The sequence below is a fragment of the Shinella sp. S4-D37 genome (genome assembly GCF_040812195.1).
Lineage (GTDB): Bacteria > Pseudomonadota > Alphaproteobacteria > Rhizobiales > Rhizobiaceae > Shinella.
Map to the genome: position 1 here is coordinate 613,869 of NZ_JBFNXL010000005.1, position 19,983 is coordinate 633,851.

Consider the following 19,983-nt stretch of genomic DNA (forward strand, 5'->3'; position numbering starts at 1 on the left):
CTGGAATGCCGGGCGCAGCGGAAAGCGCGTGCCCAGGCCGGCGAATTTCAGGAGTGAACATGAAACGTCGTTATTTCGGCACGGATGGCATCCGGGGTCAATCCAACATCTTCCCGATGACGCCGGACCTTGCCATGCGGGTCGGTATCGCCGTGGGCACGATCTTCCGCCGCGGGGCGCACCGCCACCGGGTGGTGATCGGCAAGGACACGCGGCTTTCCGGCTACATGCTGGAGAATGCCATGGTCGCGGGCTTCACCGCCGCCGGCATCGACGCCTTCATCCTCGGCCCGATCCCGACGCCCGCCGTCGCCATGCTGACGCGTTCGCTGCGCGCCGATATCGGCGTGATGATCTCCGCCTCGCACAACCCGTTCTACGACAACGGCATCAAGCTCTTCGGCCCGGACGGCTACAAGCTGTCGGACGAGATCGAGATGGAGATCGAGGACCTGCTCGACAACGACATGACGGCGCAACTCGCCAAGTCCGCCGAGATCGGCCGGGCCAAGCGCATCGACGGCGTGCACGACCGCTATATCGAGCACGCCAAGCGCACTCTGCCGCGCGACACGACGCTGAAGGGCCTGCGCGTTGCCATCGACTGCGCGAACGGCGCCGCCTACCGCGTCGCGCCCGCCGCGCTGTGGGAACTCGGCGCGGACGTCGTGACCATCGGCAACGAGCCCGACGGCCTCAACATCAATCTCGAATGCGGCTCGACCCATCCTGAGACCCTGCAGCGCAAGGTGCACGAGGTGCGCGCCGATATCGGCATCGCGCTCGACGGCGATGCGGACCGCGTGCAGATCATCGACGAGAACGGCAAGATCATCGACGGCGACCAGCTGATGGCCGTCATCGCCGAAAGCTGGGCGGCGGACGGCCTGCTGCGCGGCGGCGGCATCGTGGCGACCGTCATGTCCAATCTCGGCCTCGAGCGTTTCCTCGGCGGCCAGGGCCTCGGCCTGCAGCGCACCAAGGTCGGCGACCGCTATGTCGTCGAGCACATGCGCCAGCACGACTACAATGTCGGCGGCGAGCAATCCGGCCATATCGTGCTGTCCGATTTCGGCACGACGGGCGACGGGCTCGTCGCCGCGCTCCAGGTGCTCGCCTGCGTCAAGCGCTCCGGCAGGACGGTCAGCGAGGTGTGCAACCGCTTCGAGCCGGTGCCGCAGGTGCTGAAGAACGTGCGCATCAAGGCCGGCCAGCCGCTGGAGGACGCCGTGGTGCGCCAGGCGATCGCCGATGCCGAAAGCGAGCTGGCCAAGGGTGGCCGCCTCCTCATCCGCCCCTCCGGCACCGAGCCGCTGATCCGCGTCATGGCGGAGGGCGACGACCGGGCGCAGGTGGAGCGCATCGTCGACGAACTGGTGGCCGTGATCGGCGCCGTGCGCAACGCCGCCTGAACCCGCCTTACGCCCCATTCTGCGAAAAGGCCGAAACATTGCTTCGGCCTTTTCTTTTGCCGTGAAGTCACGCTGGCGATTTGCGCGAAGATCACTTGCTTTTTATTTATAATTTACCGAATTCGTGAACGACCATTAACAAATACAGTAAATGTTCGTAGTTAATCGGCCCTTAACCTTTCCTCGCCATTATCCATGCCTGATCGAGGGACTTGGAATCCGGCACGCCGGCCAACCCTAAGCAAAGCCTATTGGAGCAAGGCCATGAGGAAAGTTTTGAGTGGCGTGGTTGCCGTCCTGTTGACGGGCACGTCGGGTTATGCGGCCGATATCTACCAGCCGGAGGTCATCGAGGCACCGGTGCAGGAGGCCGTCATCGAGACGGGCGGCTGGTATCTGCGCGGCGACATGGGCTGGTCCTACAACAAGATGCGCGGTGCGGACTTCTACCAAGGCTCGAACGACACCTATCGCAGCTTCGATTCCACGCGCCTGAAGAGCGGCTTCACCCTCGGCGGCGGCGTCGGTTACCAGATCAACGATCACTTCCGCACGGACGTGACGCTCGACTACATGTTCAAGTCCAAGTTCAAGGGCTCGACGACCGGCAGCTGCGGCGTCGCCGCGAACTGCACCTCGAGCGACGTCTCCTCGCTGACGGCCCTGAGCCTGCTTGCCAACGCCTATGTCGACATCGGCACCTACGGCATCGTCACGCCCTATGTCGGCGCGGGTATCGGCGGCACCTACGTGAACTGGAAGAACCTCAAGAACACCTCGTGCGAGACCGGCGATCCGACGAACTGCGACCCGACCTTCGAGCACCGCGGCCGCAAGAGCTGGCGCTTCACCTATGCGCTGATGGCCGGCGCCTCCGTCGACGTCACCTGCAACCTGAAGGCCGACCTCGGCTACCGCTTCCGCCATGTCACCAAGGGCGACATGTTCGGCTACAACAACGGCGGCGGCCCGGGCTATGACAAGGGCTTCTACAGCCACGAGGCCCGCGCGGGCCTGCGCTATTCCTTCAACGGCTGCGACCAGCAGGCCTATATCCCGCCGGTCGAAATCCCGATCGAGCAGCCGGTCTACAAATAAGCGGCTTTCCGCCGATCGCCTTGCAAGGCCGCCTCCCGGGCGGCCTTTCCGCATTTGGCGACATGCCCTCGCGCCGGTCACTTAACCGTTTCTTCATGCCTTAAGATTTATGGTTAACCAACGGTGTAGGACGGCGATCTCCCAGGATGCGCCGCCTTGCGCCGGCCACGCAACCGCCGGCCCGCCCGGCCTTGAGGGATCGAGACCATGTTCCGCCGCATCGCACCGCTTGGTATTGCCGTTCTTGCCGGCCTCATCGCGACGAGCGCTGCGGCGAGCGACCTCGACATCATCAACGCGCCGGAGATCGACGTTTCGGGCAGCGCGGTGGCCGAGGGCTGGTACATCCGCGGCGACCTCGGCTATTCCGGCTGGGTCAAGCACGACAAGCCGAACTACCGGATCGACGCCTTCGGCGCGACCTTCGCGGAAGGCGATTTCGACAATGCCCGCTTCTCCAAGCCCGTCTCCTACGGCGTCGGCATGGGCTACCAGTTCAACAATTTCCTGCGCGCCGACCTGACGACGGATTTCTTCAACGGCTCGCTGAGCGGCAGCACGAACCTCGATTCGCCCTGCATCACGGCCCCGGCGGGCACGACCTGCCGTCTCGGCCAGAAGGCGGATTACAGCGCGGCCAATTTCCTCGCCAACGCCTATGTGGATCTTGGAACCTATGCCGGGATCACGCCCTATGTCGGCGCGGGCGCGGGCGTGACCTACATGAACTGGGACAGCTTCCGCACCCAGGCGGAGTGCCGCGACGGAACCGGATCCTGCGCGGGCGCGACCTTCGACGAATTGCGCGTGAAGGGCGACGATAGCTGGCGCTTCACCTATGCGCTGATGGCGGGCGCGGCCATCGACCTCACCGAGCGCGTCAAGCTCGACCTCGGCTACCGCTTCTCCGACATGGCGGGCGGCAAGGCCTTCGGCGGCAGCGCCGAGGTGCCCGGCGTCGGCACGGTCAGCGTCAAGGGACGCGACGAGGGGTTCCAGAAGCACGAATTCCGCGCCGGCATCCGCGTCACCACCTGGTGAGACCCATCTTCGTTCTCTTTGGCGGCGCGTCGGGAAACCGGCGCGCCGTTTCCTTTGCGCCGGATAATTTTTCGTTTCCGACATATTCCGCTTGACTTGAGAAAGGCTCTTCCATATTTCCGGCGGCGGGACACCCTTCCCCAACGAAGGGCTATCTATCTGGAAGGATAGCGATCATGACGAAGACCGTCACACCGCCGGACGTGCGTCCGAACAATACCCATTTCTCTTCTGGCCCCTGCTCGAAGCGCCCCAACTGGACGCTCGACGCGCTTTCCGATGCGCCGCTCGGTCGTTCGCACCGCGCCAAGATCGGCAAGACCAAGCTCAAGCAGGCCATAGACCTTACCCGTGACGTCCTGGAAGTGCCCGCGGATTACCGCATCGGCATCGTACCGGCCTCCGATACCGGCGCCGTCGAGATGGCGCTCTGGTCGCTGCTCGGCCCGCGCGGCGTCGACATGGTCGCCTGGGAAAGCTTCGGTTCGGGCTGGGTTTCGGACGTCGTGAAGGAGCTGAAGCTCCCCGACACCCGCAAGATCACCGCCGATTACGGCCTGCTGCCCGACCTTTCCACGATCGATTTCGACCGTGACGTGGTGTTCACCTGGAACGGAACCACCTCGGGCGTGCGCGTCCCCAACGCCGATTTCATCCCGGCCGACCGCAAGGGCCTCACCATCTGCGACGCGACCTCGGCCGCCTTCGCGCAGAACCTCGATTTCGCCAAGCTCGACGTCGTCACCTTCTCCTGGCAGAAGGTGCTGGGCGGTGAGGGCGCGCATGGCGTCATCATCCTGTCGCCCCGCGCCGTCGAGCGTCTGGAGAGCTATACGCCGGCCTGGCCGATGCCGAAGATCTTCCGCATGACCAAGGGCGGCAAGATCATCGAGGGCATCTTCCAGGGCGAGACGATCAACACGCCCTCCATGCTCTGCGTCGAGGACTATATCGATGCGCTTCTCTGGGCAAAGCAGGTCGGCGGGCTTAAGGGCCTGATGGCCCGAGCCGACGCCAATGCCAGGGTCATCTTCGACTTCGTCGAGAAGAACGACTGGATCGCCAATCTCGCCAGGGACCCGGCGACGCGCTCCAACACCTCGGTCTGCCTGACGATCGCCGACAAGGACGTGCTGGCGCTCGATGCGGATGCTCAAGCCGCCTTCGCCAAGGGCCTCGTCGCGCTCCTCGACAAGCAGGGCGTCGCCTATGACATCGGCGCCTATCGCGACGCCCCGTCGGGCCTGCGCATCTGGGCCGGCGCCACCATCGACACGGCTGATCTCGAAGCGCTGATGCCCTGGCTTTCCTGGGCCTTCGAGACCCAGAAGGCGACGCTCGCCAAGGCCGCGGCCTGATTTTGCGATTGGCTTCGTCCTTCGGGCGAAGCCGCCTTTGATCTCATCTTCCCGGACCCATTGAAGGAGGCCTCCCATGGCACCTCGCGTACTCGTATCCGACGAACTGTCGGAAACCGCCGTCCAGATCTTTCGCGATCGCGGCGTCGATGTCGATTTCCAGCCGCAGCTCGGCAAGGACAAGGACAAGCTTGCCGAAATCATCGGCAATTATGACGGCCTCGCCATCCGCTCCGCCACCAAGGCGACGGAAAAGCTGATTGCGGCGGCGACCAACCTCAAGGTCATCGGGCGCGCCGGCATCGGCGTCGACAATGTCGATATCCCGGCCGCCTCGCGCCGCGGCATCATCGTCATGAACACGCCCTTCGGCAATTCGATCACCACGGCGGAACACGCGATCGCCCTGATGTTTGCCGTCGCCCGCCAGCTTCCCGCCGCCGATACCTCCACCCAGGCCGGCAAGTGGGAGAAGTCGAAGTTCATGGGCGTCGAGATCACCGGCAAGACGCTCGGCGTCATCGGCGCCGGCAATATCGGCTCGATCGTCTGCTCGCGCGCCATCGGCCTGAAGATGCACGTCATCGCCTATGACCCGTTCCTCTCCAAGGAGCGCGCCGAGGAGATGGGCGTCAAGAAGGTCGAGCTCGACGAACTGTTCGCGCAGGCCGACTTCATCACCATGCACGTTCCGCTGACGGACAAGACCCGCAACATCATCGACGCGGCGGCGATCGCCAAGATGAAGGACGGCGTGCGCATCGTGAACTGCGCCCGCGGCGGCCTCGTCGTCGAGGCGGATCTTGCCGAGGCGCTGAAGTCCGGCAAGGTCGCCGGCGCCGGCTTCGACGTGTTCGAGGTCGAGCCCGCCAAGGAAAGTCCGCTCTTCGGCCTGCCCAACGTCGTCTGCACGCCGCATCTCGGCGCCTCGACCACGGAAGCGCAGGAGAACGTCGCCCTGCAGGTCGCCGAGCAGATGTCGGATTACCTGGTGCGCGGCGCGGTCTCCAACGCCATCAACATGCCCTCGATCACGGCCGAGGAAGCGCCGATCCTGAAACCCTTCATCCGCCTTGCGGACGTGCTCGGCGCCTTCGTCGGCCAGGTCACGGAAAGCGCGATCAAGGAGATCGAGATCCTCTATGACGGCGCGACGGCCTCGATGAACACCAAGGCGCTGACCAGCGCGGTGCTCGCCGGTCTCATCCGCACGCAGGTCGCCGACGTCAACATGGTCTCGGCGCCGATCATGATCAAGGAGAAGGGCATCATCCTCTCCGAGGTCAAGCGCGACAAGTCGGGCGTCTTCGACGGCTATATCCGCCTGACGGTGACGACGGCCAACCAGACCCGCTCGATCGCCGGCACGGTCTTCTCCGACGGCAAGCCGCGCTTCATCCAGATCAAGGGCATCAATCTCGATGCCGACGTCGGCAGCCACATGGTCTACATCACCAATACCGACGTTCCCGGCATGATCGGCTTCATCGGCACGACGCTGGGCGAGGGCGGCGTCAACATCGCCAACTTCCAGCTCGGCCGCGACAAGCAGGGCGGCGACGCCATCGCGCTGCTCTATGTCGATGCCGCCGTGTCGGAAGACGTCTTGAACAAGCTGCGCGCCAACCCGGCGATCCGCCAGGTGAAGTCGCTGGTCTTCAACGTCGACTGATCGATCGTCCTCCCAAGACGAACAAACAGAAAGGCCCGCCGGATCTCTCCGGCGGGCCTTTCTTCTTGATCTTGTTCGCCGATCAGGCGGCGCGGCGCATCTCGCCACGGCCCGAGCCGGTGAGCTGGAAGTGGGCGATGCGGCTGGCGAGCTGCCCGCTTTCCTGGGCGAGCGTCTGGCTGGCGGCCGAGGTCTCTTCCACCATCGCGGCGTTCTGCTGGGTCATCTGGTCCATCTGGTTGACGGCCGTGTTGATTTCCCGAAGGCCGACGGCCTGTTCCTGCGCGGCGGTGGCGATGGCGACGATGCGCTCGTTGATATCGTTGACGCGGCGCTCGATATCGGTGAGCGAGGAGCCGGTCTCCTCCACGAGATTGACGCCGGCGGAAACCTCTGTCGTCGAGGCGGTGATCAGTGTCTTGATCTCCTTGGCGGCATTGGCCGACCGCTGGGCGAGTTCACGCACCTCCTGGGCGACGACGGCAAAGCCCTTGCCGGCCTCGCCTGCGCGGGCCGCTTCCACGCCGGCGTTGAGGGCCAAGAGGTTCGTCTGGAAGGCGATGTCGTCGATGACGCCGATGATCTCGCCGATCTTGGAGGAGGAATGCTCGATCCGGCCCATCGCATCGATCGCGTTGCGCACGACTTCACTCGACTTGGCGGCGCCGGCCCGGGCTTCGGAGACCATGCGCTTGGCTTCCTCGGCGCGCGTGGTGGAGTTCTGCACGGCGGCGGTGATCTCGTCGAGCGCGGCGGCGGTCTCCTCCAGCGAGGCGGCCTGCTGCTCGGTGCGCTGGGAGAGGTCGTTGGCCGCGCGGCTGATCTCGCCGGCGCTGCCGTTGACGACGGCGGTCGATTCGGCGATGGCCGCGATGGTGGACTTCAGCGCCTCGACGGCACCGTTGAAGTCGTGGCGGAGCTTTTCGTAGTCACGGCCGAGATCCGGCACATCGACGGTGAGGTCGCCCTGCGCAAGGCGTTCCAGCGCCGAGCCGATGGTCTCGACGACGCGGGACTGGCTGCGGGCGACGGCGGCCTGGTGCTCCTCGTTGGCGCTGCGCTCGCCGTCGAGCAGGCCCTGCTGCTCGCGCTGGCGAATCTCCAGTTCGTTGCGCTCGATGACGGAGTTGCGCAGGAGGACGAGCGCATCGGCCATGTTGCCGATCTCGTCCTTGCGGTCGGTGTCCGGCACGTCGGATTGCGTTTCGTTGCGCGAGACTTCGAGCATCACGTCCTTCAGCCGGTTGATCGGGCGGCTGACCGAGCGACCGATGGCGATGGCGGCAAGAAGCGTCGCGATGCCGGCAAGCAGCGTGATGACGATGGTGGTCGTCAGAGAGGTGTAATACTTGGCGGCGAGGTCGTCGGCGTAGACGCCCGTGCCGATGCCCCAGCCCCAGGGCTTGAAGCCCTGGATATAGGAGAACTTCTCGACCGGTTCGCTCTGGCCGGGCTTGTCCCAGTAATAGTTGACGAAGCCGCTGCCGGGGTTCTGGGCGAGCTGGATCAGCTCGATGTTGAAGGCCTTGCCGTGGGTGTCCTTCAGGCCGCGCACGTCGGTGCCGATCAGCTTGGCGTTCAGCGGATGGGCGACCATCATGCCGTCGAAGGAATTGATGAAGAAATAGCCGCCTTCACCGAAGCGCATGGCCATGACGTCGGCGATGGCGCGCGTCTTGGCGTCCTCCTCGGAAAGCGCGCCGTCCCGGGCGAGCTTCTCATAGGAGGCGACGACGGAGATCGCCGATTCCGTGATGTTGCGCAGCATCTGGCGGCGTTCTTCGCTCACCTCGTCGTTGGCGACCTGCGTCTTGTAGATCATGGCGGCGGCCATGAAAAACAGCGCCATGGCGGTGAGGAGATAAATGCGTGTGGAAATGCGAATGTTTTTCATGACTTAAAACTCGGAAAGACCCATGTTGCCGGTGAGTGCAACATTAAAAATCTAAGCAAGATTTAAGCGTCCGCCCCAGTTTTAGGGATAAAATCGCTGGAAATACAGGTTCTTGCGGGTAATTTCTTGCATTTGTCAGGTTTTTCTCTCTTTCGGCCGTCCCCATTCGGCAATCGCGATGCCGCCGAGCACGAGAAGAAGAGCGATGACATGGAACATATGCATGGTCTCGCCGATCAGGACGACGGAGAGAATGGTGCCGAAGACCGGGATGGCATTGATGAAGAGGCCGGCCCGGTTTGCGCCGATCATCTCCACGCCGCGCACATAAAGCACCTGCGAGAGCAGCGAGGGGAATATGCCGGCATAGAGCACGACGGCCCAGCCCGTCGTATCCGGGAAGATGGCGTCGCCGCGCGACACTTCCCACAGAAACAGTGGAATGGCGCTGAGGAGCGCGCCGAGGACGGGCGCGGCGATGAAGCTCTGCCAGTGCATGTCCGGCTTCCAGCGCAGCGAGACCGTATAGGCGGCATAGACGATGCAGGCGCACAGCATCAGCGCATCGCCGAAGTTGAATTCGAGTTCGGCCAGTGCCGAGAATTCGCCATGTGCGGCTGTTACCAGGACGCCGACCAGCGTGACGGTGAAGCCGAGAACCTGCGCGAGCGAGGCCTGGATGCGGAAGAGCACGAAATTGAAGACGAAGATGAGCATGGGGATGCCCGCCTGCTCGATGACGGCGTTGATGGCGCTGGTATAGCCGAGGGCCGTGTAGAGCAGGGCATTGAAGGCGGTGAAGCCGAAGGCGCCGTAAAGCAGCAGTTGCAGCCAGTGCCTGCGGATCATCGGCCAGTCGCGCTTCACCTGCGGCAGCATGAAGATCAGGACGATGCTGAGCGCGACGAGCCAGCGCAAGGTGGTCAGCGTCAGCGGGCTGACATGGCCGACGGCGAGCTTGCCGGCCACCGAGTTTGCGCCCCAGAAAAGCGCGGTGATGCACAGGTAGAAATAGGCTCTGCTGTTCAAGGCGGCTCGGTCCGGTGGGTGGGAGGATGCAGGCGGGGCGGGCGACAGGTGCCTCACATAAGGCGAAAAAGCGGGCGATGTCATGCAAAAAGCGGAATGCGACCGTCATAACAGGGTCGCATTCCCCAAGACAACACAGTATAGATGCGCGGGTTTGTGTCAGGCGCGCGCGCATGCGCGCGTAACAGTAAAGCGCTCGCGCGCGAAAACGGGAAAGATGAAATGACGAACGTCGTGGTGGTCGGATCTCAATGGGGTGACGAAGGCAAGGGCAAGATTGTCGACTGGCTTTCCGAACGGGCCGATATTGTCGTGCGCTTCCAGGGTGGTCACAATGCCGGCCATACGCTCGTCATCGACGGCACGAGCTACAAGCTCTCGCTGCTTCCCTCCGGCGTCGTGCGCCCGGGCAAGATGGCGGTCATCGGCAACGGCGTGGTGGTCGATCCGCACGCGCTGATCGCCGAGATCGACAAGCTGGAAAAGCAGGGCGTCATGATCTCGCCGGAAAACCTGCGCATCGCCGACAATGCGACGCTCATCCTCTCGCTGCACCGCGAACTCGACGGCATTCGCGAGGATGCGGCCTCCAATTCCAATTCCGGCGTGAAGATCGGCACGACCCGGCGGGGCATCGGCCCGGCCTACGAGGACAAGGTCGGCCGCCGCGCCATCCGCATCATGGACCTTGCCGATCTCGACACGCTGCCGGGCAAGGTCGAGCGTCTGCTCACCCACCACAACGCCCTGCGCAAGGGTCTTGGCGAAAGCGAAGTGACGCATGAGGCGATCATGCAGGAACTGACCTCCGTCGCCGAGCGCGTGCTGCCGTTCCGCGAGACGGTCTGGCTGATGCTCGACAAGGAGCGCCGCCGCGGCGCGCGCATCCTGTTCGAAGGCGCGCAGGGCTCGCTGCTCGATATCGACCACGGCACCTATCCCTTCGTCACCTCGTCCAACACGGTGGCCGGCCAGGCCGCGGCCGGTTCGGGCATGGGGCCGGGCTCGCTGGGCTATATCCTCGGCATCACCAAGGCCTATACGACGCGCGTCGGCGAAGGCCCGTTCCCGACGGAACTCAAGGACGAGATCGGCCAGTTCCTCGGCGAGAAGGGCCGTGAATTCGGCACGGTGACGGGCCGCAAGCGCCGGTGCGGCTGGTTCGATGCCGCGCTGGTGCGCCAGTCGGTCGCCACCAACGGCATCACCGGCATCGCGCTCACCAAGCTCGACGTTCTCGACGGTCTCGACGAGCTGAAAATCTGCGTCGGCTACAAGCTCGACGGCAAGGAGATCGACCACCTGCCGGCCAGCCAGGGCCAGCAGGCCCGCGTCGAGCCGGTCTATGTGACGCTCGACGGCTGGAAGGAATCGACGGTCGGCGCGCGCAGCTGGGCGGACCTGCCGGCCCAGGCGATCAAGTATGTCCGTCAGGTCGAAGAGCTGATCGGCGCCCCGGTCGCCCTGCTTTCGACCAGCCCCGAGCGGGACGACACCATACTTGTGACCGACCCGTTCGAGGACTAATCTCAAGCTCAACACCAGTTCCGTGACGTATTCCAACGAGATAGCGAGCGGACACGACGGAAAGTTCTGATGGCGGATTTTGTAGCAGTCATTCGAAGGGCCGTGGACGGCCTCTCGGACAACAATGCCGAGATGCGGCAGAAGGTTTACGATAAGGCCCGCGGCGCCGTCCGCCGGCAGCTCGAATCCATGAACCCGCGCCCTTCCGATGATCTTGTGAAGCGCCAGCTCGATAAGCTTGAGGCGGCGATCGACAGCGTCGAGACGGATCATGTCGAGGCGCTGCCTGCCGACGATATCGCGCCGGAACCCGTCGAAGAGGTGTTGCAGCCGGAGCCGGCGGCCGAGGAACCCGCCGCCGTTCCCGAGCCCGAAGACACGGTTGCGGAGGCCGGGCCGGAACTCCATGAGGCGCCCGTCGCCGAGCCCGTGGAACAGCCCTACGAGGACGTGGAGGCGGCCGAGGAACAGCCCGCCGCCGAGACGCCGGTGGAAGAAAGCCCGCCGGTCGAGGCGTATGACGAGCCCGCGCACCCCGAGCCCGTCGCCGAAATCCCGGCCGAAGAGCACGAGCAGCCGGCCACCGTCGAGGCGCATGGCGAGCCGTCCTGGCACGTCGAGGCCGCTCCGGCCGAGGACTATGTTCCCTCCTGGCAGGAGCCGGAACGGGATGCAGCGCATGAGGCGGAAGAGGCGGCCGCCGTCGTCGAGCCGTCGGCGCAGACCTATCCGGTGCATGACGAAGAGGCGCCCGAGGCCGAGCCGGTGGGCGATGCCCGCATGCCCGCCGCCGAAGCCCAGTGGAACTGGAACGAGGCGCACCCGGCCGACGTGGCCGTGGAACCCCACGGCCAGCCGGCGGAAACCGCCGGCGATCCGCTCGCCTGGGACTGGCCGGAGGAAAAGGGCGCGCAGCCCGCGGCGGAGCCGGAACAGGCGGCGTCTTCCTCCTCTCGCGACTGGGGTGATCTCGACGAACTTCTCGGCCACGGCCCGAAGGCCGGCGCGGCGGCTGCCGATGCGGCCGTCATGACGGAGGCCGGTTTTGCCGATACCGCGCCGTCCACGCCCGTCGTGGAGACGGCCCGCGCGCCGCAGCGCTCCTTCCGAGCCGAGCCGCGCAAGTCGCGCCTCAATGTCGCGGCGCTTGCGGCGGTGGTGGCGCTGGTCGCCATCGTCGGCGGGGTGGGCGCCGGCTACTGGTTCAACCGGGACACGGTGAACGGCTGGGTCAACGAGCGCATCGCCGCGTTCACCGCGCCGTCCACCGAGACGCCGGCCGAGACCGGGCAGACGAGCGAAACCGCCGAGGGCGGTCGCAATCTGCCGTCGAACGCCACGTCGGGCGAAACCGCCCAGACGCCCGGCGCCGCCGGCACGACGACGAACACCGAGGTCGCCGTGGCGACCCCGAGCGGCAACGGCAAGTTCACCCAGCGCCTCCTGACGGACGGCACCGAAGTGGACGAGGGGCCGGCTGCCGCGCTCGACGGCGCGACGCCGGAAGAGGGCAAGTCGGTCGCCGCCCAGACGCCGGACACGGCCGACGTGACGACGGAAGACGCCGCCGGCGGCACCGCGACGGGCGAGGCGACCCCCGGCACCGACGGCGCGGCGCAGACCCCCGCAGGCACGGGCGAGGCGACGACGACCGAGGGCGGCACGCCCGCCGCGACCGGCGAGCAGCCGGCCATCGGCGTGACGCAGAAGATGTTCCTCTATGAAGAGCGCCTCGGCCAGACCGCGCCGACGGCGATCGAAGGCACGGTCGCCTGGTCGAGCGCGGAAGAATCGCCGGGCGGCGACGCCAAGGCCGAGCCCGTGGTGCGCGCGCAGGTCAACGTGCCCTCCAAAGGCCTGACGGCGCTGATCACCTTCCGCCGCAACGGCGACCGCTCGCTGCCGGCAAGCCATCTGGTGGAACTCGTCTTCTCGCTGCCGGAGAATTTCGAAGGCGGCGGCATCGAAAGCGTGCAGCGCGTGGCGATGAAGCGCACGGAGCAGGACCGCGGCGACGCCCTGATCGCCGTTCCGGCGAAGATCACAGACGACTTCCACATGATCGCACTCAACGATTTCCCGGAAGCGATCACCAAGAACACGGAACTCCTGCGCACGCGCAGCTGGATCGACATTCCGATCACCTACCGCAACGGCCGCCGCGCGCTGATCACCCTCGACAAGGGCACCGCCGGGACGGAAGCCTTCGACACGGTGATGAGGGCGTGGGCGACGCTCGGGGCGCCGGGCCAGTAAGCGGACATTCGGGGAAAAACGAAAAGGCCCGGCAGCGATGCCGGGCCTTTTCCGCATTTTCGTCTTGCCGATCAGGCGTCTTCGATGACGCGCACCGCGCGAGCCTGTTCGGCCGCGTATTTCTGAACGGCCTCCTGCACCTTCTCGAAGGCGCGGACTTCGATCTGGCGGACGCGCTCGCGGCTGATGTCGAACTCGGTGGAGAGTTCTTCCAGCGTCACCGGATCCTCGGAGAGGCGCCGGGCTTCGAAGATGCGGCGTTCGCGCTCGTTGAGGACGCCCATGGCGCGGGCCAGCATGGCACGGCGCGTGTCCAGCTCGTCCTGCTCGATCAGCGTCTGTTCCTGGCTGTCGTGGTCGTCGACGAGCCAATCCTGCCACTGGCCGGATTCGCCCTCGCCGGCCTTGATCGGCGCGTTCAGCGAGGCGTCGCCGGTGAGGCGCCGGTTCATCGAGACGACTTCCTCTTCCGAGACCTTCAGCTTGGTGGCGATTTCCTTCACCTGGTCGGGCCTCAGGTCGCCGTCGTCGATCGCCTGGATCTTGCTCTTCATGCGGCGCAGGTTGAAGAACAGGCGCTTCTGGTTGGCCGTCGTGCCCATCTTCACCAGCGACCACGAGCGCAGGATATATTCCTGGATCGAAGCCTTGATCCACCACATGGCATAGGTCGCGAGGCGGAAGCCGCGCTCCGGGTCGAACTTCTTCACGGCCTGCATCAGGCCGACATTGCCCTCGGAGACGACTTCGCCGATCGGCAGGCCGTAGCCGCGATAGCCCATGGCAATCTTCGCCACGAGACGAAGGTGGCTCGTGACGAGCTCATGGGCGGCGGTGCGGTCGCCGTGCTCCTGGTAACGCTTGGCGAGCATGTATTCCTGCTGCGGCTCAAGCATCGGAAACTTGCGGATTTCATCGAGATAGCGGTTGAGACCACCTTCTCCGGCCGCGATCGACGGCAGCGTATTGCGGGCCATTCAGCACCCCTTTCTGAGACGGCTTCCATTCCGGCAAGCCTTGGTACGGAGCTTGATCCTGAAAACCGGATCCCCGTCAGCAACCATGCTCCCCGTGGGGCATGACGTCCCCACGATCCTATAGATAGGTATGGCAAAACAATGGTTCAAGGCGCCGCAGGCTTCACGGCTGCGTGAAGGCGGAGAGGGCGGAACGGAATTTGCGACACATGCTCAAAATGGGGCGGCGCGCCGGAAAATCAAGGGCTGGCGCGCATTCACAGCGCCCGCAGCGCCTCTGTCAACCGGTGCATATCCTTCGGTGGCGGGGCTTCGAAATGCATGGTCTCGCCCGTCGAGGGGTGCTCGAACTGCAGGAGGAAAGCATGCAGCGCCTGGCGGTGGAAGCCGTTCACCACCTGGCGCGCCTCCTCCGGCAGGCGGTTCGCCTTGGTCTTGAAGGCGCCGCCATATTCCGGGTCGCCGATCAGCGGATGGCCGATATGGGCCATGTGCACGCGGATCTGGTGCGTGCGGCCGGTTTCGAGACGGCATTCGACGAGGGAGGCGAGGCTCGTGCCGTCCTCCGTCTCGCCGTAGCGCTCGACCACCTCGTAATGCGTGATCGCCTCGCGGGCGTCGGCGTCCTCGCGCTTCACCGCCCGCTTGGTGCGGTCGGCGCTGCGGCCGAGCGGGGCGTCGATCGTGCCCTTGAGCTGGCGGGGCCGGCCCCAGACGATGGCCTGGTAGGCCCGCTCCAGCGGGCCGGTGCGGCCGTGGTCGGCGAACTGGTCGGAGAGGTGGCGATGCGCGGCGTCGTTCTTGGCCGCGACCATGACGCCGCTCGTCTCCTTGTCGAGCCGGTGGACGATGCCCGGCCGCCGCACGCCGCCGATGCCCGACAGGCTCGCGCCGCAATGGTGGATGAGCGCGTTGACCAGCGTGCCCGTCCAGTTGCCGGCGCCGGGATGCACGACGAGGCCCGCCGGCTTGCTGAGGACGATCAGGTCGTCGTCCTCGTAGAGCACGTCGAGCGGGATGTCCTCGGCCTTCGGCTCGGGATCGCGCGGTTCCGGCAGGGCGATCTCGACGCGGTCGCCGGGATGGATCTTGCGCTTCGGCTCGCCGATGGCCGCGCCGTTGACGCGCACGGCGCCTTCCTCGATCAGCGCCTTGATGCGGCTGCGCGAGAAATCGCCGGCGAGCGTGGCGGCGAGCCAGGCGTCGATGCGCCCCTCGGCCTCTTCCGACACCGTCAGGACTTTTCTTGTGGCGTCGGCTTCTTTAAAGGGGTCGGTCATCGTTCACTACACTCATTGCCGGAAGGGCGCCTGCCATGTCCAACATCGAAACCGACGATCAGGAAGACAAGCCGCTCGATCCCATCATGGAAAACGTTCGCCGCAAGATGATGCGCCTGCAACTTGTCTCGGGCGGCATCATGCTGCTGATGTTCATGGCGGTGCTTGCGGCCATTGTCTACAAGATCAACACGCGGGATGGCAAGCCGGAAGCTGTCGCGGCCTCCGGCGGGGCTCTTGCCGTGCCGAGCGATGCGCCGGTGACGGCGACCGCGACGCTGCCCGACGGCTTCGCCGTTTCCGCGGTCTCCCATTCCAGCGGCCAGATCCTGTTCTACGGCGCGATGGCCGACGGCGCGCGCAAGGCTTTCCTCTTCGACATTACGGCCGGGCGCATCGTTGCCGAGGTCGCGGTCGCGGGCAACTGATCCGGCATGGCGGCGGCACCGGTTCCGATCGACGATCCCGCCGATCCGTGCATCGCGGGCTTCGTGTCGATCCGCGAGCGCGACCTGACGGGCCGCGACGGCCTGTTCATCGCCGAGGGCACGGTGGTGCTGCGCATGCTGGCTGGGGCTTCGGCCCGCAAGAACGGCTTTGCCGCCGAAGCCATCCTGCTGCTGGAAAGCCGGCTTGCGGGCGTGGCGGACGTGCTCGCCTCCTTTCCGCAGACGGTGCCGGTCTATGTCGCCCCGGCCGCGGTCTTCGATGCGATCGCCGGTTTCAACATGCACCGCGGCGTGCTGGCGCTCGGCCGCAAGCCGCCGCCGGAGCGGGGATCGACGCTTGTCGACCGCCTGCCGGAAACCAGCCTGGTGCTTGCCTGCTGCGGGCTTTCCAACCATGACAATGTCGGCTCGATCTTCCGCAATGCCGCGGCCTTCGGCGCGGATGCTGTGTTTCTCGACGAGACCTCCTGCGATCCGCTTTACCGCAAGGCGGTCCGCGTCTCCGTCGGCTCGGTGCTGAGCGTACCGTTTTCCCGCGGCCTCTGCGCCAAGGCCATGCTTGCCGGCCTTGCGGAGGCGGGGTTCGAGATCTGGGGCCTTTCGCCGCGCGGGGCGGTGCCGGCGGCGGAAATCCCGGCGGCGCGGCGCATCGCGCTCGTGCTCGGGACGGAAGGCGAGGGGTTGCCCGAGAGTATTCTGTCTTCTTTCCGCACGGCGCGCATTCCGCAGCGGCCGGGCCTCGACAGCCTGAACGTCGCGACGGCGAGCGGCATCGCGCTCTACCAGATCGCGCTTGCCATGGGGCGTATCGCCTAGGCGGCCTTCAGCAGCGCACGCCGCCCCACAGTTCGTTCGGTCCGCCGCTCTGGTCTCGCCATGTGCCGGTGAAGCTTCCGAAATCCGGCTGGAGGGTGATGGAGAGCGTGCCGCTGCCGTACATGTCCTGCCAGTCGAGCGTGCGGACGAGCCCCTTGCCGGGCGGGTTCTCGGCCAGGGTCCCCGTTGTCCGCGCGCCGCCGTCCGTGAACTCGTAGCTGCCGGTCAGCCGGCCGTCGCCGGCAAGCTTCAATACGGTGATCGCCTCGACCAGCACGCCGCTGCTCCACAGCCGGCCGCAATAGCGCCCGTCCATGCTGGCGGCCTGTTGGGGGGAAGGGGGCGTCGCGCCGGCGACGCCGATGAGCAGGGCCAGGATTGCTGCCTTCATCTCGCACTCCTCGGTACGGCGACGTCAGGTTTCGTCGCTGCCGATCCGTTCGCGCACGCGCTGGGCGAGGCTGCGCTCGTCGCCTTCAAGGGCGGGGTCGATGGTGGCGATGAGGTCGTGCACCGGCGATCCGGCGCCCTCGCGGGTGGCGGTCAGCACGATCATCTTGCTGGCGAGATCGGCCATCTCCTCGCGCAGCGCGGCGTCGTTCTCGCCGGTCTTGGCCGCCAACAGCCGTTCGGAAAGGGCCGTGCCCTGGTTGCGCACGTCCTCTTCCAGCGCGGCGATGTCGATCGGCGGCGGGGTCACCTTGCCGGCGCGGCGGGGGGAGAGCCGGCTTGCGGCGATGGTGCGGGCAAGCCCGGTGGAACGCACGGCCTTCACCGCTTCCTTGTTTTCCGCTGTCAACGTCTTCACCTTGTCGCGCAGGCGGCTGATCTCCGCGATGCGCCTTTCGATCGCATTGTCCTTGTCGGCGCTGCCGGCAAGCTCGCGCGTCAGCCGCGTCTCGAGCTGGCGCACCCGTCCCTCCTCGCGCGACAGGCGCAGTTCCAGCGACTTGGCGCTCTGGCTCGTCGTCTTGATGTCCTCGCGCAGCTTGTCGCGTTCGTCCTTGAGATTGCCGATGCGGCTCTTCAGGTTTTCCATCGTCGTGTCGCGGGTGGCCAGATCGATCTTCATCGTGTCTAGCTCGGCTTCGAGATGGTTGATGCGGCCGTGCAGCGCCTCGATATCGACAACCTTGCCGCGAATCTCCCGGTCGGCCGTCGCGAGCGCCGCCTTCAGCTGTCCGCTCTTCATTTCCTCGCGCCGCAGCGCCGAGCGCATGTCGCCGGCCTCGATGTTCATGTCGGCGATCTGGGCGTGCAGTTCGGCGTTTTCCGTGCCGATCGCCGCGGCCTGGGCCAGCAGCTTCTCGTTTCGCACCATTTCCAGTGTGTGTTTTTCCCGCTCGCGGCGCACCCCTTCCGACAGGCGGGCGTTTTCGGCGGCATAGGCGGCCCGGGCCATGTCCTTCTGCGCGCGCACTTCCTGCGGGCTCAGCGGCATCGTGGCCCGCATGCGGTCCTCGGTGAACTTGACGATGCGCTTCTGGACGGCCGGCGCGACGAGGAGGCCGGTCAGCGTGGCGGCGAGAAAGCCGAGCGCGAAGAGGAGGGCATACTCGATCACGGGTCCACTCGTTGCAAAACTGGCCCAAAACGGGTTCGAACACGCCCACTATAGCGGCTCGTCCGCCTGTGCGGGAGGGCCTTCCTTCAGAAATCAACTGTCGGTTAACCTGACGGACGAGCGTGCCCTTTCATTCTCAGAAGGGATTCCAGGTCGGCTCGCGCGTCAGCTTCAGGTAGCCCGCATTGATGCCGAGGCGGGCGCCGACGCCGGTGCGGATCGGCACGAGCACGACGTCGCGGTTCACGTTGACCTGCATGCCGACGCCGGCGATCACATAGGCCGAGCCGGAGACGCCGCCGTAGCGCTCGTAGAGCGAGTTGACGTCGGGCAGGTTGTAGACGAGCATCATCGTGCGGCTGCCCTGGCCGCCCCAGTCGAGGCCGAGCGACGGGCCCTGCCAGAACACCGGATGCTGGCCGGCATTCTTGGTGTTGAGCGTGCCCTCGCCATAGGTCAGGCCCGCGACGAAGGCGCCGGAGCCTTCCTGGCCGAGGATGTAGCCGTTCGGCAGGCCGTGCGCCTCGAAGGCGCGCTCGACCACCTTGGCAAGGCCGCCGGCGGCAGAGCCGAAGAAGCCGTGGCCGGCATCGACGATCTCCTGCATGGTATATTGGCCGTTCTGCTGCGCCTGTGCCGGCAGAACCGTGAGAAGCGCCAGGATCGCCGCTGCTGCGATGCTGGACGCCATCGTGACCAGTTTTGAAACACCCATGTCCCGTTCGCCTTTCTTCATCTCTCGGCTCCGTTCCATGGCGCAATTTGATCCGATCGTCTTAACAATCGGTTTACCAAATGTGGTGTCATTATGGCTGTCTTAAAATCGGGCACGCCTCGCGCAATTCCGGCGTGCTATGCGTCGCGCAGGATGCCCGCGAATGTGCCCACGACAGGGCCGTCCGCGTGAGGCGATGCGTGGATCTTGGAGAAATTTATGGCGAAAAATCCGAACCTTACGCTGACCGGCCCCGACCTGGCGGCCCTTCTGTGCAGCCGCGTCTGCCATGACGTCATCTCGCCTGTCGGCGCGATCAACAACGGGCTGGAACTGCTCGACGAGGGCGGTGCGGACGCCGATGCGATGGACCTCATCCGCACCAGCGCGCTCAATGCCTCGGTGCGGCTGAAATTCGCGCGGCTCGCCTTCGGCGCCTCCGGCTCTGTCGGCGCGTCGATCGACACGGGCGAGGCCGAAAAGGCCGCGCGCGATTTCGCGGCCGCCGAGAAGAAGACGCAGATCACCTGGACCGGTCCGCGCGCCATCGTCGCGAAGAACCGCGTCAAGCTGCTGCTCAACCTGTTCCTCGTCGCTTACGGCGCCATTCCGCGCGGCGGCTCGATCGACGTGACGCTCGACAACCCGGAATTCGACGCGACCTTCAAGCTCGTCGCCAAGGGCCGCATGCTGCGCGTGCCGCCGAAATTCACCGAGATCCTCTCCGGCACGCCGGAAGAGGGGGTCGATGCCCACTCCATCCAGCCCTACTACACCGTGCTGCTCGCCGAGGAGGCGGGCATGGAGCTCGACGTGGCCGCAAGCCCCGAGGAGATCGTCTTCTCCGCCCGCATCGTTCCGGCTTCGGAATAATCGGTTGCGGCCATGGCGTGTT

The 19,983-nt window shown here is 65.7% G+C and carries 17 protein-coding genes; 10 read left to right on the plus strand and 7 right to left on the minus strand.

What is annotated here, in order from left to right:
- Positions 1 to 59: 59 nt before the first annotated feature.
- From glmM to serA, 5 genes are all read left to right on the plus strand, one after another.
- Positions 60 to 1,412 carry a phosphoglucosamine mutase gene (gene glmM, locus AB3G45_RS10420; protein ID WP_367830480.1) on the plus strand — a complete coding sequence of 451 codons (1,353 nt, stop codon included), beginning with the start codon at positions 60 to 62 and terminating at the stop codon, positions 1,410 to 1,412.
- 264 nt (positions 1,413 to 1,676) lie between these two features.
- On the plus strand, positions 1,677 to 2,510 hold the full coding sequence (locus AB3G45_RS10425) for an outer membrane protein (RefSeq protein WP_367830481.1): 834 nt from the start codon (positions 1,677 to 1,679) through the stop codon (positions 2,508 to 2,510).
- A 207-nt stretch (positions 2,511 to 2,717) separates the two neighbouring features.
- Positions 2,718 to 3,551 carry an outer membrane protein gene (locus AB3G45_RS10430; protein WP_367830482.1) on the plus strand — a complete coding sequence of 278 codons (834 nt, stop codon included), beginning with the start codon at positions 2,718 to 2,720 and terminating at the stop codon, positions 3,549 to 3,551.
- Between the two features lie 176 nt (positions 3,552 to 3,727).
- Positions 3,728 to 4,909, plus strand: a complete 1,182-nt coding sequence (locus AB3G45_RS10435) for a phosphoserine transaminase (RefSeq protein WP_367830483.1) — start codon at positions 3,728 to 3,730, stop codon at positions 4,907 to 4,909.
- Positions 4,910 to 4,985: 76 nt separating this feature from the next.
- A complete protein-coding gene (serA, locus tag AB3G45_RS10440) occupies positions 4,986 to 6,581 on the plus strand; it encodes a phosphoglycerate dehydrogenase (protein WP_367830484.1) in 1,596 nt (531 codons plus the stop codon).
- Between the two features lie 82 nt (positions 6,582 to 6,663).
- Here serA and AB3G45_RS10445 read toward each other — a convergent pair whose 3' ends face one another.
- Both AB3G45_RS10445 and AB3G45_RS10450 read right to left on the minus strand, forming a co-directional pair.
- On the minus strand, positions 6,664 to 8,475 hold the full coding sequence (locus tag AB3G45_RS10445) for a methyl-accepting chemotaxis protein (protein WP_367830485.1): 1,812 nt from the start codon (positions 8,473 to 8,475) through the stop codon (positions 6,664 to 6,666).
- A 135-nt stretch (positions 8,476 to 8,610) separates the two neighbouring features.
- A complete protein-coding gene (locus AB3G45_RS10450; protein WP_367830486.1) occupies positions 8,611 to 9,504 on the minus strand; it encodes a DMT family transporter in 894 nt (297 codons plus the stop codon).
- 222 nt (positions 9,505 to 9,726) lie between these two features.
- Here AB3G45_RS10450 and AB3G45_RS10455 point away from each other — a divergent pair, with 222 nt between their 5' ends.
- Together AB3G45_RS10455 and AB3G45_RS10460 are read left to right on the plus strand one after the other, a co-directional pair.
- On the plus strand, positions 9,727 to 11,031 hold the full coding sequence (locus AB3G45_RS10455) for an adenylosuccinate synthase (RefSeq protein WP_367830487.1): 1,305 nt from the start codon (positions 9,727 to 9,729) through the stop codon (positions 11,029 to 11,031).
- 69 nt (positions 11,032 to 11,100) lie between these two features.
- Positions 11,101 to 13,287, plus strand: a complete 2,187-nt coding sequence (locus tag AB3G45_RS10460) for a hypothetical protein (RefSeq protein ID WP_367830488.1) — start codon at positions 11,101 to 11,103, stop codon at positions 13,285 to 13,287.
- Between the two features lie 71 nt (positions 13,288 to 13,358).
- Here the strand turns inward: AB3G45_RS10460 and rpoH are convergent, their stop codons facing one another.
- Together rpoH and AB3G45_RS10470 are read right to left on the minus strand one after the other, a co-directional pair.
- A complete protein-coding gene (gene rpoH / locus AB3G45_RS10465) occupies positions 13,359 to 14,264 on the minus strand; it encodes an RNA polymerase sigma factor RpoH (protein ID WP_367830489.1) in 906 nt (301 codons plus the stop codon).
- A gap of 257 nt (positions 14,265 to 14,521) precedes the next feature.
- Positions 14,522 to 15,544, minus strand: a complete 1,023-nt coding sequence (locus tag AB3G45_RS10470) for an RluA family pseudouridine synthase (RefSeq protein WP_367830490.1) — start codon at positions 15,542 to 15,544, stop codon at positions 14,522 to 14,524.
- A 35-nt stretch (positions 15,545 to 15,579) separates the two neighbouring features.
- On the opposite strand from AB3G45_RS10470, the gene AB3G45_RS10475 reads away from it, so the two are divergent.
- Complete coding sequence (locus AB3G45_RS10475; RefSeq protein WP_367830491.1) at positions 15,580 to 15,972, plus strand: hypothetical protein; 393 nt, start codon at positions 15,580 to 15,582, stop codon at positions 15,970 to 15,972.
- Between the two features lie 6 nt (positions 15,973 to 15,978).
- On the plus strand, positions 15,979 to 16,809 hold the full coding sequence (locus AB3G45_RS10480; protein ID WP_367830492.1) for a TrmH family RNA methyltransferase: 831 nt from the start codon (positions 15,979 to 15,981) through the stop codon (positions 16,807 to 16,809).
- 7 nt (positions 16,810 to 16,816) lie between these two features.
- On the opposite strand, the gene AB3G45_RS10485 is transcribed toward AB3G45_RS10480, so the two are convergent.
- From AB3G45_RS10485 to AB3G45_RS10495, 3 genes are all read right to left on the minus strand, one after another.
- A complete protein-coding gene (locus AB3G45_RS10485) occupies positions 16,817 to 17,200 on the minus strand; it encodes a hypothetical protein (RefSeq protein ID WP_367830493.1) in 384 nt (127 codons plus the stop codon).
- A 24-nt stretch (positions 17,201 to 17,224) separates the two neighbouring features.
- Positions 17,225 to 18,373, minus strand: a complete 1,149-nt coding sequence (locus tag AB3G45_RS10490; RefSeq protein ID WP_367830494.1) for a hypothetical protein — start codon at positions 18,371 to 18,373, stop codon at positions 17,225 to 17,227.
- Positions 18,374 to 18,509: 136 nt separating this feature from the next.
- Positions 18,510 to 19,109, minus strand: a complete 600-nt coding sequence (locus AB3G45_RS10495; protein WP_367830495.1) for a DUF1134 domain-containing protein — start codon at positions 19,107 to 19,109, stop codon at positions 18,510 to 18,512.
- A gap of 198 nt (positions 19,110 to 19,307) precedes the next feature.
- On the opposite strand from AB3G45_RS10495, the gene chpT reads away from it, so the two are divergent.
- Complete coding sequence (chpT, locus tag AB3G45_RS10500) at positions 19,308 to 19,961, plus strand: histidine phosphotransferase ChpT (RefSeq protein ID WP_367830496.1); 654 nt, start codon at positions 19,308 to 19,310, stop codon at positions 19,959 to 19,961.
- Positions 19,962 to 19,983: the final 22 nt, after the last annotated feature.